The following is a 13,791-nucleotide window of genomic DNA, read 5'->3' as shown; positions in this document are numbered from 1 at the left end:
CGCGGCAGCCGTCTGTGTCGAGGGGTGGCGCATGTCCAGGGAGCAACGCGGGCCGAACGAAAAACTCGGCACCGTTCTCGCCCTCGCGGGAATCAGCAACGCAGGACTCGCGCGACGCGTCAACGATCTTGGCGCTCAACGTGGGTTGACTCTTCGCTACGACAAGACGTCGGTGGCGCGCTGGGTGTCGAAAGGCATGGTGCCGCAGGGCGCCGCGCCGCACCTCATCGCCGCCGCGATAGGTCAGAAACTCGGCCGCCCGGTGCCGCTCCACGAGATCGGCCTGGCGGACGCGGATCCCGCACCCGAAGTGGGCCTCGCCTTCCCCAGGGACGTCGGACAGGCGGTGCGGTCGGCGACGGAGCTCTACCGTCTCGACCTCGCCGGACGCCGGGCCGGCTCCGGCGGCATCTGGCAGTCGCTGGCCGGATCGTTCGCAGTAAGCGCGTACGCAACGCCTGCCTCACGGTGGCTGATAACACCGGCCGACAGCTCGGTGGCCCGCGAGGTGAACTCCGCCGAGGGCTCGGGAGCACCGCTCAAAGTCGGCCACAGCGATGTGCAGAAGCTGCGGGAGGCCGCCGAGGACGCCAGGCGCTGGGACTCCAAGTACGGAGGCGGCGACTGGCGTTCGTCGATGGTGCCCGAGTGCTTAAGGGTGGAGGCGGCACCTCTGCTGCTCGGCGCGTACTCGGACGAGGTCGGACGCGCGCTGTTCGGTGCGAGCGCCGAGCTGACCCGGCTCGCGGGGTGGATGGCCTTCGACACCGGGCAGCAGGAGGCCGCGCAGCGGTACTACATCCAGGCGCTGCGGCTCGCGCGCGCGGCCGCCGACGTCCCCCTCGGGGGGTACGTCCTGGCGTCCATGTCCCTGCAGGCGACCTATCGCGGCTTCGGCGACGAGGGCGTCGACCTCGCGCAGGCCGCCCTGGAGCGCAACCGGGGCCTGGCGACCGCCCGCACCATGAGCTTCTTCCGTCTCGTCGAGGCACGCGCGCACGCGCGCGCCGGTGACGCCCAGGCGGCCGGTGCGGCACTGCGGGCGGCCGAGGGCTGGCTGGAGCGGGCGCGGGACGGCGACCAGGACCCGTCCTGGCTCGGCTTCTACTCCTACGACCGCTTCGCCGCGGACGCGGCGGAGTGCTACCGCGATCTGAAGGCGCCGCGGCAGGTGCGGCGGTTCACCGAGCAGGCGCTGTCGAAGCCGACGGAGGAGTTCGTGCGGTCGCACGGGCTGCGGCTCGTCGTCTCGGCGGTCGCCGAGCTCGAGTCGGGCAATCTCGACGCGGCGTGCGAGCAGGGGGTCCGGGCGGTGGAGGTCGCCGGGCGCATCTCCTCGGCTCGCACCACGGAGTACGTGAAGGATCTTCTGCACCGGTTGGAGCCGTACGGGGACGAGCCGCGGGTGGTGGAGTTGCGGGAGCGGGCTCGGCCCCTGCTGATGGCTCCGGCGTAAAGGGCCGCACACGGCACGACCTCCCGCGTTTGAAGTGACTGTCAGTGGCGCAGTGCACTATCGAGGTGGGAGGTGGTGCAGGTGCGGTCCGGGATCGCTTACGACTGTGACGTGCTGGTGATCGGTGGGGGGATCGTCGGGCTGTCCACGGCGTTCGCGATCACGCGGGCCGTGCCGGGCACCCGGGTGACCGTGCTGGAGAAGGAACCGGGACCGGCCCGCCACCAGACGGGGCGCAACAGCGGGGTGATCCACAGCGGGATCTACTACCGGCCGGGCTCCCTGAAGGCGCGGTACGCGGTGCGGGGCGCCGCCGAGATGGTCAAGTTCTGCGCGGAGTACGGCATCGCGCACGCGGTCACCGGCAAGCTGATCGTCGCGACCGACCGGGAGGAGCTGCCGCGACTGCACGCACTGGTGCAGCGCGGCCGGGAGAACGGGATTCCGGTACGGGAGCTGGGCGCGGCCCAGATCGCGGAGTACGAGCCGGAGGTGCGCGGCCTCGCGGCCATACACGTCGGGACGACCGGCGTGTGCGACTTCGTGGGGGTCGCCCGGCAGCTGGCGGAGTCCTCGGGGGCGGAGATCCGGTACGGGGCGCAGGTCGCCCGCGTCGACCGGCGCCCGGAGCTCGGGGTCGCCGTGCAGACCGTGAGCGGTGACATCGTCCGCGCGCGCGTGCTGGTGAACTGCGCCGGGCTGTACTGCGACGAGGTGGCGCGGCTGACCGGGGACGACCCCGGGATGCGGATCGTGCCGTTCCGCGGGGAGTACTACACGCTGGCGCGGCCCGAGCTGGTGCGGGGGCTGGTGTATCCGGTGCCGGACCCGGCGTTCCCGTTCCTCGGCGTGCACCTCACGCGCGGAATCGACGGCGGCGTGCACATCGGCCCCAACGCGGTGCCGGCGCTGGCCCGGGAAGGGTACGGCTGGGGGGTCGTACGGCCGCGCGAGGTGGCGCGGACGCTGACGTGGCCCGGCACCTGGCGGATGGCCGGGCAGCACTGGCTGTACGGCGCGGGCGAGCTGCGCCGGTCCGTGTCCAAGGGGGCGTTCACGGGGGCGGTGCGCAGGCTGTTGCCGGCGGTGGAGAAGGACGACCTGGTGCGCGCGGCGGCGGGCGTGCGGGCCCAGGCCGTGCTGCGCGACGGCTCGCTGGTGGACGACTTCCTGATCAAGGAGGGCGCCCGTGCGGTGCATGTGCTGAACGCACCCTCACCTGCGGCGACGGCTTCCCTGCCGATCGGCCGGGAGGTCGCGCGCAGAGCGTTGGCCGTGCTGGACTCGGCCTGAACCGTCTCCCTCACCGCTACCGGACGGGCCCGTGATGTCACGGTCCCCCTAAAATCGGTCCCACTGTGTCTGACTCCCTCCATACCCCCGAATCCCCCCGGCCCGCCGACCCCGCACCGGCCCCCGGCGAGCACACGCCGCACGCCCCCGGTGTCCCCGTCCGGCACACCCGGGCCAAGGGTGAGCCCCGGTTCCCCGACGGGCCGAAGGCCGATCCCGCCGGGTCGCACTTCGAGCGGCGGATCCGGAGCTTCCAGCCCCGCCGCAGCCGGGTGACCGCCGGCCAGGCGGACGCACTGCAGCGGCTGTGGCCCAAGTGGGGGCTGGACATCGACGGACAGCGGACGATCGATCTCACCGAGCTGTTCGGGAACACCGACCGCGTCGTGCTCGAGATCGGGTTCGGGATGGGCGAGGCCACCGCGCAGATGGCCGCCGCGGACGCCCGGACGAACGTCCTGGCCGTGGACGTGCACACCCCGGGGCAGGGCAATCTGCTCAACCTCGCCGACCACCACGGGCTGTCCAACATCCGCGTGGCCAACGGGGACGCGATCATCCTGCTGCGCGAGATGCTCACCCCGGACTCGCTGGACGGGCTGCGCGTCTACTTCCCCGACCCCTGGCCGAAGAAGCGGCACCACAAGCGGCGCCTCATCCAGCCGGAGTTCCTGGACCTCGCCGCGGCCCGGATCAGACCCGGCGGCATCGTGCACTGCGCGACCGACTGGGAGCCGTACGCCGAACAGATGCTCGAGGTGCTGACCGCGCATCCGGAGTTCGAGAACACCCAGCCCGACGGTGGTTTCGCGCCCCGTCCCGACTTCCGGCCGCTGACCCGTTTCGAGGGCCAGGGACTGGACAAAGGACATGTCGTGAACGACCTGCTCTTCCGTCGCGTACAGCATCACAACCAGCCCCCCACCGGCGCCTGAAGTCTCCCGCGGGCAGCGCGATACACCGTCGCGGGCGGCGCCCTCCCTCGTTAGGGTCAATGCCGTGGCCACCTGTCCTCCGTACCCGATGCATCCGCCGCACCCCGGCGGCCCGGCCGGCGGTGCGCTCAGGCACGCTCACTGGTGGCAGCGCAGATGGGTGCGGTACGGCGCGCTCAGCACCCTGCTCGCACTCTCGGGGCTCGTCATCCTGGCCCTCGTACGCCAACAGACCGGCACCGAGGGGTTCCTGGTCGGGCTCGGGCTCGCCGTCCTGCCCGTCCCGCTCCTCATAGCCGCCTTCCGCTGGCTCGACCGCGTCGCCCCCGGCCCCTGGCGCAACCTGCTGTTCGCCTTCGCCTGGGGGGCCTGTGCGGCGGCGCTGATAGCGATCGTCGCCAACAGCTTCGCCACGAAGTGGATAGCGACGGCTACAGCCGATCCGTCCAGCGCCGACACCCTCGGCGCCACCGTCATAGCGCCCATCGTCGAGGAGTCCGCGAAGGCCGCCGCCGTCCTGCTCGTCTTCCTCTTCCGCAGACGGGACTTCACCGGGATCGTCGACGGCGTCGTCATAGCCGGCGTCACCGCCACCGGCTTCGCTTTCACCGAGAACATCCTCTACCTGGGCACCGCCTTCGGCACCGACCAGCTCACCGGCGACCGCGGCATCGCCTCCGTCACCGCGGCGACGTTCTTCGTGCGCGTGATCATGTCCCCGTTCGCACACCCCCTCTTCACCGTCCTGACCGGCATCGGCTTCGGCATCGCCGCGCTCTCGGCGGACCGCCAGCACCTGCGGCGCGTCCTGATCCCGCTCTCCGGCCTGCTGCTCGCGATGAGCATGCACGCGCTCTGGAACAGCTCGTCGACGTTCGGCGAGTACGGCTTCTTCGCCGTCTACGCCACCTTCATGGTCCCCGCGTTCGGCCTGCTGACCTGGCTGGTCATCTGGACCCGCCAGCGCGAACTGCGCACCGTGCGCGAGGAACTGCCCGCCTACGCCGTCGCCGGCTGGCTCACCCCCGCCGAGCCCTACGCCCTCGGCTCGATGCGGGCCCGCCGGCTCGCCCGCGAATACGCCGCCCACCACTTCGGCAAGCCCGCGGCCCGCACGGTCACGCAGTACGAGGCGTACGCGACCTCCCTGGCGTTCCTGCGGCACCGAGGCAGCCGCGGCCGCGCCGGCGCCGACTTCGTCGTCAGGGAACGGGAGTTGCTGCACGAGCTGTGGCGGCGCCGCGAGGTGGCGCGCCCGGCACTGGACTACGCGGCGCGGGCCACGGCGCCGCCGGTGCCCGTGGCCGCCCCGCCCTGGCCGGTGTACGGGGCGTACGGGTACCCGGCGATGCCGAATCCCGCGTACAACCCGTACCGGTCGTAGGACGCGGCACCCGCACGACGCGAGGCGATCAGGACCTCGGGGGCTCAGGACCTCGAGGAACTCAGGCCGACGCCACCGTCAGACGCCCGATCTCCGCCTCGGTGAGCGTCAGCTCCCCCACCCCCACCAGCGCCGGCAGCTGCTCCACCGTCCGCGCGGACGCGATCGGCGCGGCGACCGTCGGCCGGGCCGCGAGCCAGGCCAGGGCGACCGTGGCCACGGGGGCGTCGTGGGCCTGGGCGATCTCGTCGAGGGCGGTCAGCACCCGCTGCCCCCGCTCGGACTCCAGGTGCTTGGCGGCACCGGCCGCCCGCGGGCTGTCGACCGTGGTACCGGGCCGGTACTTGCCGGTGAGGAATCCGGAGGCGAGCGCGAAGTACGGGACGGCGGCCAGGCCGTAGCGATCGGCCAGGTCCTGGAGCTCGCCCTCGTACTGGTCGCGCACGACCAGGTTGTAGTGGGGCTGCAGGGCCACGTACTTGGCCAGGCCCTCGCGGTCGGAGAACTCCAGGGATGCGCGCAGCCGCTCGGGCGAGATGTTGGACGCGGCGATGTGCCGCACCTTGCCCGCCTTCACCAGCTCGTCCAGCGCGCCGATGATCTCCTCGACCGGCACCTCCGGCTTGTCGAAGTGCGTGTAGTAGAGGTCGATGTGGTCGGTGCCGAGGCGGCGCAGGGAGGCGTCCGCGGCGGCCTTGATGTTGGCGGCCGTCAGGCCCGGGAACCCGGGGTGCTGGCTGACCTTGGTCGCGATCACGACGTCGTCGCGGTTGCCGCGCGCCCGGACCCACTTGCCGATGATCGTCTCGGACTCGCCGCCCTGGTTGCCGTCGACCCACGCCGAGTAGGAGTCAGCGGTGTCGAGGAAGTTGCCGCCCGCGGCCGCGTAGGCGTCGAGCACGGCGAAGGACGTGGCCTCGTCTGCGGTCCAGCCGAAGACGTTGCCGCCCAGGGAGAGCGGGAAGACCTCGAGGCCGGAGGAGCCGAGCTTGCGAAGAGAGGGAGAAGTCATGCTTCACGTCAACGGCGGCTGTGGAGTGTCCCATTCCACAGCCGCCGCAAAGATCACGTAAACGCTGGACGAAGCCGGACGCTAGGGCCCTTCTGATGGATCTCCGTGGAAGAAGGAGCGGCGTTCGGTGCGTGCGATCGGCGTGCGGCGTGGAGGGTCATGTGGCGGAGCCACCTGGCCCTTCGCGCCGTGCGGTGAGCGTGCGTGCCGGGCGTCGCGACGCCGCGGAGATCCATCAGAAGGGCCCTAGGGGTTGAGACCCTTGCTGCGCAGCCACGTCATCGGGTCGATGCCGGTGGCCTGGCCGCCCGGGTGGACCTCGAGGTGCAGGTGCGGCCCGGTCACGTTGCCGGTGGCGCCGACCCGCCCGATCACATCGCCCGTGCTGACCTTCTGGCCCACGCTCACGCTGATCGACGACTGGTGGCAGAACCACAGCTCCGTGCCGTCGTCGAGGGTGATGATCGTGCGGTAGCCGTACGATCCCGCCCAGCCGGCCTCCTTGACGGTGCCGCTGTGGATGGCCTTGATGAGCGTGCCCGTGGGGGCGGCGAAGTCGAGGCCCGTGTGGTAGCCGGAGGACCACATGGAGCCGGCCTGTCCGAAGGTGCCGGTGATCGTGTACGACACGACCGGCAGCTTGAACTGCTTGGCCAGCTCGGCCAGGCGCGCGGCCTCGGCCGCCTTCTTGGCCTCCGCCTCCGCCTTCTCCTTGGCCGCCTCGGCCTTGGCCGCGGCAGCCTTCTCCGCCTTGGCGGCCGCGTCGTCGACCTGCTTGGCGAGGGCCGCCTCGGTGGCCGCCTGGCTCTTGCCGTCGACCTGGACCTGCTGGCTCTCGGCCTGCGCCATGATGCGGTCGCGCAGCGCCTCACCGGCGTCCCTGGCGCCCTGCGTGGTGTCCTCGGTGGTCACGCCGACCGTGCTGAGCGCGGTCGCGGAGCCCTTGGGGGCGTCCGGGGAGTCGCCGAACACCGAACCCACGGAGGGCAGATCGGGCATGGAGATCGACACCGGCGGCTTGCCGGTGTTGGCGCTGGCCATGCCGCCCGCGCCGACGGCGGCTATGACACCGACGCCCAGAACCGTGGAGCTGCGGGCGAGTCCCCCGCCACGCTGCTTGGCCACGCGATGCTTGCCACGCGCGGGCCGGAGGGAGTCCTCGGTGGGATTCCACTCCTCCCACGGACCCTCGTCGGTGCCGTAGCTGCCGTAAGCGAAGGTCTCTGTGCTGCGCCGGCCCGGGACGAACGGGGCTTCTGGGGCAGGCGGGTTGGACGCCACGTAGGCGTACTCCTTTCCTTCCTTCTCGCCTACCGGGTTAGCTGACGGGTTCGGAGCAGGAAGGTCTCCTACGCGCGTATACCTGCCGTGTGTCCACGGCGGTATCAGCGCGATTCACCCCAGGGTGGTGGTTCCCCGGTTCCCTTGCGGGATTCGGCGCGTGCGCACGGAGCCGACTCTTGTGACGGCTGGGACGACCGCGCTGCGTTATCGAACGTTAATAGACGCGGGGTGCCGATTCCAAGGTGTTCCACTTGATCATTAACCTTTCTGGCCAGGACTTACGGGCCATGAGCGGCGAAAAACGGGCGAGTTGACCATGTCCCGGGATCCCCACAGGTGCTGACGGTATGTCAGTTGTTATGCGGAGGGGCATCGCCCGATCACGCCCGGTCACATCGGGTCGGAAACCGCAGCGGACGACCGGGGCCGGCGGACGGCGAGCAGCGCCATGTCGTCCGTCGTGGCGTTCCCGGTGTGCCGGCGCACCTCCTGCGCGAGGGTGGCGAGCAGCACGGCGGGGTCGTGGAACACCCGGCCGGCGAGCCGGTCCGCGGGGTCGAAGAACCTCCCGTGCGCGTCCCGCGCCTCGGACAGCCCGTCGGTGTACAGCAGCAGCGTGGCCCCGCTGCGGAACTCGCTCTCCTCGGCGCGGTCCGGCCAGGACCCCAACTCGCCCAGGCCGAGCGGCAGTGCGGGCTCCCGGGCCTGCAGGGTGCGCACGGTGCCGTCCGGGTACAGCAGCAGCGGCGAGGGATGACCCCGGTTCACGATCCGCACCGTCCCGTCCCCGTGCGGGAGTTCGGCGAGTATGGCGGTGGCGAACCCCTCGACCGCCTCGAGCCCCGCGCGCCGGGTGCCCTCGCGCGCGAGCGCCCGCTCCAGCCGCTGGGCGACCGCCTCAAGGGTGGCCTCCTGCTCGGCGGCCTCGCGGAAGGCCCCGATCACGACGGCGACCGCGGCCACGGCCCCCATCCCCTTCCCGCGCACGTCGCCCACGACCAGCCGTACCCCGTGCGGGGTGTCCTGCACCGCGTACAGGTCGCCGCCGATGAACGCGCCCGCCTGCGCCGCCTCGTAGCGGGCCGCGATCGCGAACCCCCCGATCCGCTCGGCCGGTTCGGGCAGGACGGCACGCTGGGCGGCCTCGGCGATCTCGCGCTGCGAGGCGAGCTCCTCGCGGCCGCGACGGACGAGGAGGTTGATGAGGACGGCCAGGACGGAGACCGTCACGACGGTCGCCAGCTCGGTGACCGCGTCGACGTCGAAGACGACGCCGAGCCTGATGTGGATCGCGATGACGACGAGGATCGTCGCGATGCCCATGAGGATCGTCCCGCGCCGCGAGTAGAGCGGGGCGGCGACCAGCGGCGCGGCGGTGAAGAAGGGGGCCGCGGTGAACTCCGACGGGGTGAGGTAGTCGTAGCACGCGCCGCCGGCGAGCAGCAGGGCCGGGAGCATGCGGACGAAGGTGCGCGCGTACGAGATCGGCCCCTCCTGCTCCACACCCCACAGATTTCCCGGAGAGGGGGCGGTCGGCGAGCGGTGTGGGCCGACCGGATGACCGAAGAACCGCAAAACACTCAGGGCCGGAATCCAGTGACTGGATTCCGGCCCTGAGCCTTGAGTAGCGGGGACAGGATTTGAACCTGCGACCTCTGGGTTATGAGCCCAGCGAGCTACCGAGCTGCTCCACCCCGCGTCGTTGTGTCTCAAGCATACGCCATCCGCGGGACCACCAGCACCACGGTGTGGATCCGCCCCCGTCCGCCCCCGTTCAGCTGCATCTCACCGGCGCCTCGCCCGCGTCGAAGTCAGGCCGGCAGGTGACGGTTCGGCGCCTTCGCCCGCTCCTCGAACTCCGGCAGTACGAACACCTCGACCCCCTGCGCCGCGAGCAGCCCGCTCCCGTCCGCCCCCGTCACGAACGTGTCCGGCTCCCGCCAGGCCGTGACCACCCGGCGTACCCCCGCGTCGAGGATGAGCCGGGCGCACGGCTTGGGCCGGGACGCGCGGTGGGCACAGGGCTCCAGGCTGCTGTACACCGTCGCCGCCGCCAGCCTCGGGTCGGCCGGGTCGAGCTTGGCGAGGGCCGCCTCCTCGGCGTGCACGACCGGGTCGTCGCCCTCGCGCGAGTGGCCGCGGGCGAGCTCGGTGCCGTCGGCGGCGACAATCACCGCGCCCACGCTGAAGGCCGTGCGGGAGGGCGGGCACAGGGTGGCCAGCTCGCAGGCGAGGGCCAGCCAGTGGTGGTCGGCAGCGGAGGCGAGCGGGCCGGTGCCGGGGGCGGTGGGCTCGTAGCGCATGAGGACGACGTCCTCGATCCGCCGGGTCTCCGTCAGGCGCAGACGGCCGCCCTGGTAGCCGCCGGGGCCGAAGAGGCGGGGCGCGTCCGCCTCACCCACGAAGAGGGGGGCCAGGACGAGCTGGAGTTCGTCGGCGAGGCCCTGCTGGAGGAGCTGGGTGTGGATCGTGCCACCGCCCTCGACCATCAGGCGCCGCACGCCGCGCACGTCGTGCAGGTGCTCCAGTAGCCGCCGCCAGTCGAGGTCGGGGCCGAGCGGGACGACGTCGGCGGCGAGGCCGAGCGCGCGGGCCCGTTCGGCGCCCTTGTCGGTCGTGAGGACGAGCTTCTCGCCGCCCGTGTGCCAGAACTTCGCGTCCGGGTCCAGGTCGCCGGAGCCGCTGACGGTGACCTTGAGGGGGTACTCCGGCTTCCCCGCCGCGACCCGGGCGGCCCGGCGCTCGGGCGAGTTCACCAGCAGCCGGGGGTTGTCGGCGCGGATCGTGCCGGCACCGATGAGGATCGCGTCGACGGACGCCCGCACCTCGTCCACGCGGTCGAAGTCGGCCCGGCTGGAGAGCAGGAGGCGCTCGGGGCCGGTGTCGTCGAGGTAGCCGTCGAGGGAGACGGCGGCGGACAGCAGGACGTACGGGTGGGGCATCGACGCGCCCTCTCTGCGAAGCGGGCCTGGTTGCCGGTCGGGGCGGGGCTTGGTTCAAGTTTGAAACAAACCTACACTGGGGGTATGACGACTCGCTGGCTCACCTCCGAGGAGCAGCGCGCCTGGCGCGCGTACATCGCCGCGACGCACCTCCTGGAGGACGCGATCGACCGGCAGCTCCAGCAGGACGCCGGCATGCCCCACCTGTACTACTCCATCCTGGCCAACCTCTCCGAGATGCCCGAGCGGCGGCTGCGGATGACCGATCTGGCCGAGAAGACGAAGATCACGCGGAGCCGGCTGACGTACGCGGTGGCGCGGCTGGAGAAGGACGGTCTCGTACGGCGGGAGAACTGCCGATGGGACAAGCGGGGCAGCATCGCCGCGCTCACCGAGGAGGGCATGGCGGTACTGGAGCGCACGGCGCCCGGCCATGTCGAGACCGTACGCGCCTCGCTCTTCGACCACCTCAGCGAGGAGCAGGTGGGTCAGCTGGAGGAGATCTGCTCGGGGATCGCGCGGGCGCTCGACGAGGGGGGCAGCCGCCCCACCCCGGACGACGTGCCGTGGCGGCGCCGGTCGTCACCGCCCTGTTCGTGACGCGGGCCGTAAAGAGGTTGCTTCAAATTTAAAACATGGGATAGGGTCCGAGACCGTAGAGCTGCTTCAAATCTGAAGCAGATGCCACTGGACCCGGGAGAACCCGCATGCCCGACTTCCCCGCCGCCACGCCGCGCGCCCGCGTCCGGGTACCGCTGCGCTTCCAGGACGGCTACAGCGTCGACGCCGAACTGGTCACCTTCCACGGCCTGACCGACGGGCAGGAACACGTGGCCGTCGTCCTGGGCGAGCCGGGCCCCGTCCCGCTGGTCCGGCTGCACTCCGAGTGCCTGACCGGCGATGTCTTCGGCTCGGCCCGCTGCGACTGCGGCCCGCAGCTGAGGGAGGCGGTCGAGCGGATCGCGACGCGCGGCGGCGTGCTGCTCTACCTCCGCCAGGAGGGCCGCGGCATCGGCCTCTACAACAAGCTGGACGCCTACGCCCTGCAGGACCAGGGCCTCGACACGTACGAGGCGAACGCGGCCCTGGGTCTGCCCGAGGACGACCGCGACTACACGGCGGCCGCGCAGATGCTCGGGGCCCTGGGCATCGACACCCTCGACCTGCTGTCCAACAACCCCGACAAGGCCGGTCAGCTCCGTGACCTGGGCATCACCGTCCACGACCGGGTCCCCACGGGCGTCTTCACCACCGCCCACAACGTCCGCTACCTGCGCGCGAAGGTCCTCCAGACCCAGCACACGCTGCCGCTGGGCGAACTGACGGACCGCAACGCCGGCTGACGACACGGCGATGAACGGCTGGTCATGACCGCCCATAAAGACAACAAAATTGTTGACAATTGATCTGAGGGCATCCTAAGTTCGGGTCGGCGGCGTCCGGTCTTCCCGTCTGTCTGTATCGGGCGCCGCCACCTCGCGGTCCGCCGCTCACCACACGCAGGGCAGCGTCACGTCGATCACCGTCGGCCCTCCGGCCGGGCTGGACACCTCCATCGTCCCGTCCAGCGCGGCGACCCTCCGCCGCATGCCGAGCAGCCCCGAGCCGCCCGTCTCGTCGGCGCCCCCGAGCCCCTCGTCGGCCACCCGCACCCGCAGCCCGCGCCTGAGCCGCTCGAGCCGGACCGAGGCCCGCGTCGAGCCGCTGTACTTGGCCGCGTTGGTCAGCGCCTCCGCCACCACGAAGTACGCGGCCGCCTCCACCGCGGCCGGCGCCCGCAGACCGTCGGCCTCCAGCCGGTCCACCTCCACCGTCGTCTGCAGCCCTCCCCCACTCCCGGCTTCGCTCGAGCGGGGGGACCCCCACCTCGCGGCCAGTGCCCGTACCGCTCCGACCAGACCGCGGTCGGTCAGGATCGGCGGGTGGATGCCGCGGACCACGTTGCGCAGGTCGGTCAGCGCCTGCTCGGCCTGCGCCTGCGCCTCGTCCAGCAGTTTCCGGGCGGTGTCCGGATCGCGGTCGTACGCGCGCTTGGCCAGTCCGATCCGCATGGACAGCGCGACCAGGTTGGCCTGCGCACCGTCGTGCAGATCGCGTTCGATACGGCGCAGTTCGGCGCCGTGCGCGGCGATCGCGTCGGCGCGGGTCGCCGCCAACTCCTCGACGCGCGCGGCCAGTCGGGCCTTCGGGGACGGCTTGAGCAGGGCGGTCGACCAGTCGGCCTCCAGGTCCGCGAGCCGCACGATCAGCGGAAGGACGAGGGGCGTACGGCCCAGCAGCCCGCACCACACGCCGTCGACGACCAGGCCGAGCGGCCACAGCGGCAGCGCGAGGACGACCAGGGCGCCGTAGAAGTAGTCGGCGACCATCCAGCGCAGGTCGGTGAGGGTGCCGGGGTCGCGCAGGGCCGTGCGGATCCGCTCGCGGAGCGTCCCGTCGAGCGGCTGGTACGCCTCCGGGATCCGCTGCCCGGTCCATGCGGCGGTCATGCTCCGCTTGGCGCCCGCGATCCGCCGGATGATCAGCACCGTCTCGGGCAGCATCCAGGCTCCGACCACCACCAGCGTGGCGACGGCGGTGATGAGCAGCACCGTGATGAAAATCCACAGGCAGAACGCCATCGCCGCGGCCAGCACGAGATGGGCCGTGGCCCGCCACGCCTGCCGCACGGTTTTCCACATACGGCCACGCTAAGCGAACCGGGCCCCGCGGCACGGTGTAGCGGGCTACACCATCGGGGCCGGTCAGGTGCAGGTCAGGTGCAGGTCGGAGGAAGTCCAGGCGATCCCACCCGACCGTCCGACGGGGAGTCACGCCCCCTCTCTCGCACCGCCCCGAGCCGCCAACAGCCGCAGCACCTCACCGAGTTGCCGACGCGCCCCCGGCTCGGTCACGACCCCGTCCGCGCCGATGACCTCTCGCCCCACCGTGATCCGCACGCAGGCCGGCTCCACGACGTCGGCGCCGGTGTAGCCGAGCACTGTCCGCAGCGTGGCCTCCGCGCCCTGGCCCCGCCCCGGTGCGGCCGCGTTGACCCAGGCGACCGGCTTGTCGCAGATCTCGGTGCCGCCGACCGTCCAGTCGAGCAGGTTCTTGAACGAACCCGGCAGGGTCCCCGCGTACTCCGGAGTGCAGACGAGGATCCCGTCCGCCTCCTCGATCGCCGCCCGCAGCCCGGCCACGGAAGCCGGCAACGGCTCGGTGTCGTCATCGGGGTTGAAGTGCGGAAGCCCCGCCAGACCGTCGTAGAGAACGGCCTCCACCGGCACCGACGGCGCCACGGCCTGCGCGGTGCGCAGCACGGCCTCGTTGGTGGAGCCGGCCCGCAGGCTCCCGGACAGCAAGAGAATCACTGGCGACGTGGACATCCACTCAACCTAGTTCGGACAAAGCCGCATCGGAGACCGGCGTGCCGTGGCCTTCCCCACGCCCTCCCACCCATATCTTCAACCCCAACATGTAGTAGCCGCCGCCGAGTTGACACC

General features: G+C 71.7%; 12 protein-coding genes, 1 tRNA gene and 1 riboswitch. Of the genes, 6 read left to right on the top strand and 7 right to left on the bottom strand.

The features are described from left to right. Nucleotides 1–31: 31 nt before the first annotated feature. The 4 genes from OG303_RS26485 (at nt 32) to OG303_RS26470 (ending at nt 5,068) form a co-directional block, all read left to right on the top strand. Nucleotides 32–1,456, top strand: coding sequence for an MFS transporter (locus OG303_RS26485; protein WP_405871391.1), 1,425 nt, complete (start codon nt 32–34; stop codon nt 1,454–1,456). Nucleotides 1,457–1,528: 72 nt separating this feature from the next. Then, nucleotides 1,529–2,749, top strand: coding sequence for an L-2-hydroxyglutarate oxidase (gene lhgO, locus OG303_RS26480; RefSeq protein ID WP_405871390.1), 1,221 nt, complete (start codon nt 1,529–1,531; stop codon nt 2,747–2,749). 65 nt (nt 2,750–2,814) lie between these two features. Beyond that, nucleotides 2,815–3,684 (top strand): tRNA (guanosine(46)-N7)-methyltransferase TrmB, encoded by an 870-nt coding sequence (gene trmB, locus OG303_RS26475; RefSeq protein WP_405871388.1) that lies wholly within the window; start codon nt 2,815–2,817, stop codon nt 3,682–3,684. Nucleotides 3,685–3,748: 64 nt separating this feature from the next. Further along, on the top strand, nt 3,749–5,068 hold the full coding sequence (locus OG303_RS26470; protein WP_405871387.1) for a PrsW family intramembrane metalloprotease: 1,320 nt from the start codon (nt 3,749–3,751) through the stop codon (nt 5,066–5,068). Nucleotides 5,069–5,129: 61 nt separating this feature from the next. On the opposite strand, the gene OG303_RS26465 is transcribed toward OG303_RS26470, so the two are convergent. The 5 genes from OG303_RS26465 to OG303_RS26445 form a co-directional block, all read right to left on the bottom strand. Then, entirely contained in the window at nt 5,130–6,080 is a 951-nt protein-coding gene (locus tag OG303_RS26465) for an aldo/keto reductase (RefSeq protein WP_405871385.1), read from the bottom strand. A gap of 246 nt (nt 6,081–6,326) precedes the next feature. After that, the gene (locus OG303_RS26460) at nt 6,327–7,361 is read right to left on the bottom strand and encodes a M23 family metallopeptidase (RefSeq protein WP_405871384.1); all 1,035 of its coding nucleotides are present in this window, start codon (nt 7,359–7,361) and stop codon (nt 6,327–6,329) included. Nucleotides 7,362–7,372: 11 nt separating this feature from the next. Beyond that, nucleotides 7,373–7,530, bottom strand: a riboswitch (cyclic di-AMP (ydaO/yuaA leader). Nucleotides 7,531–7,754: 224 nt separating this feature from the next. Beyond that, nucleotides 7,755–8,867, bottom strand: a complete 1,113-nt coding sequence (locus tag OG303_RS26455) for a PP2C family protein-serine/threonine phosphatase (protein ID WP_405871382.1) — start codon at nt 8,865–8,867, stop codon at nt 7,755–7,757. 122 nt (nt 8,868–8,989) lie between these two features. Beyond that, nucleotides 8,990–9,063: transfer RNA gene (locus OG303_RS26450), tRNA-Met, on the bottom strand. 112 nt (nt 9,064–9,175) lie between these two features. Further along, nucleotides 9,176–10,306 (bottom strand): dihydrofolate reductase family protein, encoded by a 1,131-nt coding sequence (locus OG303_RS26445; RefSeq protein WP_405871380.1) that lies wholly within the window; start codon nt 10,304–10,306, stop codon nt 9,176–9,178. Between the two features lie 84 nt (nt 10,307–10,390). Here OG303_RS26445 and OG303_RS26440 point away from each other — a divergent pair, with 84 nt between their 5' ends. Beyond that, nucleotides 10,391–10,906 carry a MarR family winged helix-turn-helix transcriptional regulator gene (locus OG303_RS26440; RefSeq protein ID WP_405871378.1) on the top strand — a complete coding sequence of 172 codons (516 nt, stop codon included), beginning with the start codon at nt 10,391–10,393 and terminating at the stop codon, nt 10,904–10,906. Nucleotides 10,907–11,013: 107 nt separating this feature from the next. Then, nucleotides 11,014–11,649 carry a GTP cyclohydrolase II gene (ribA, locus tag OG303_RS26435; protein ID WP_405871376.1) on the top strand — a complete coding sequence of 212 codons (636 nt, stop codon included), beginning with the start codon at nt 11,014–11,016 and terminating at the stop codon, nt 11,647–11,649. Between the two features lie 147 nt (nt 11,650–11,796). On the opposite strand, the gene OG303_RS26430 is transcribed toward ribA, so the two are convergent. Continuing rightward, complete coding sequence (locus OG303_RS26430; RefSeq protein ID WP_405871374.1) at nt 11,797–12,987, bottom strand: histidine kinase; 1,191 nt, start codon at nt 12,985–12,987, stop codon at nt 11,797–11,799. A gap of 129 nt (nt 12,988–13,116) precedes the next feature. After that, nucleotides 13,117–13,674: an NADPH-dependent FMN reductase gene (locus OG303_RS26425; protein ID WP_405871373.1), complete on the bottom strand. Its 558-nt coding sequence runs from the start codon at nt 13,672–13,674 to the stop codon at nt 13,117–13,119. Nucleotides 13,675–13,791: the final 117 nt, after the last annotated feature.

This window comes from Streptomyces sp. NBC_00005, assembly GCF_045160215.1.
In the GTDB taxonomy this organism is placed as follows: domain Bacteria; phylum Actinomycetota; class Actinomycetes; order Streptomycetales; family Streptomycetaceae; genus Streptomyces.
This window is presented reverse-complemented; position numbering and strand designations above follow the sequence as displayed.

Excerpts from the sequence above, each read along its gene's own strand:
- OG303_RS26425 (WP_405871373.1), bottom strand. The coding sequence starts at position 13,674 with ATGTCCACGTCGCCAGTGATTCTCTTGCTGTCCGGGAGCCTGCGGGCC.
- ribA (WP_405871376.1), top strand. The coding sequence starts at position 11,014 with ATGCCCGACTTCCCCGCCGCCACGCCGCGCGCCCGCGTCCGGGTACCG.
- OG303_RS26440 (WP_405871378.1), top strand. The coding sequence starts at position 10,391 with ATGACGACTCGCTGGCTCACCTCCGAGGAGCAGCGCGCCTGGCGCGCG.
- OG303_RS26430 (WP_405871374.1), bottom strand. The coding sequence starts at position 12,987 with ATGTGGAAAACCGTGCGGCAGGCGTGGCGGGCCACGGCCCATCTCGTG.
- OG303_RS26465 (WP_405871385.1), bottom strand. The coding sequence starts at position 6,080 with ATGACTTCTCCCTCTCTTCGCAAGCTCGGCTCCTCCGGCCTCGAGGTC.
- OG303_RS26485 (WP_405871391.1), top strand. The coding sequence starts at position 32 with ATGTCCAGGGAGCAACGCGGGCCGAACGAAAAACTCGGCACCGTTCTC.
- OG303_RS26445 (WP_405871380.1), bottom strand. The coding sequence starts at position 10,306 with ATGCCCCACCCGTACGTCCTGCTGTCCGCCGCCGTCTCCCTCGACGGC.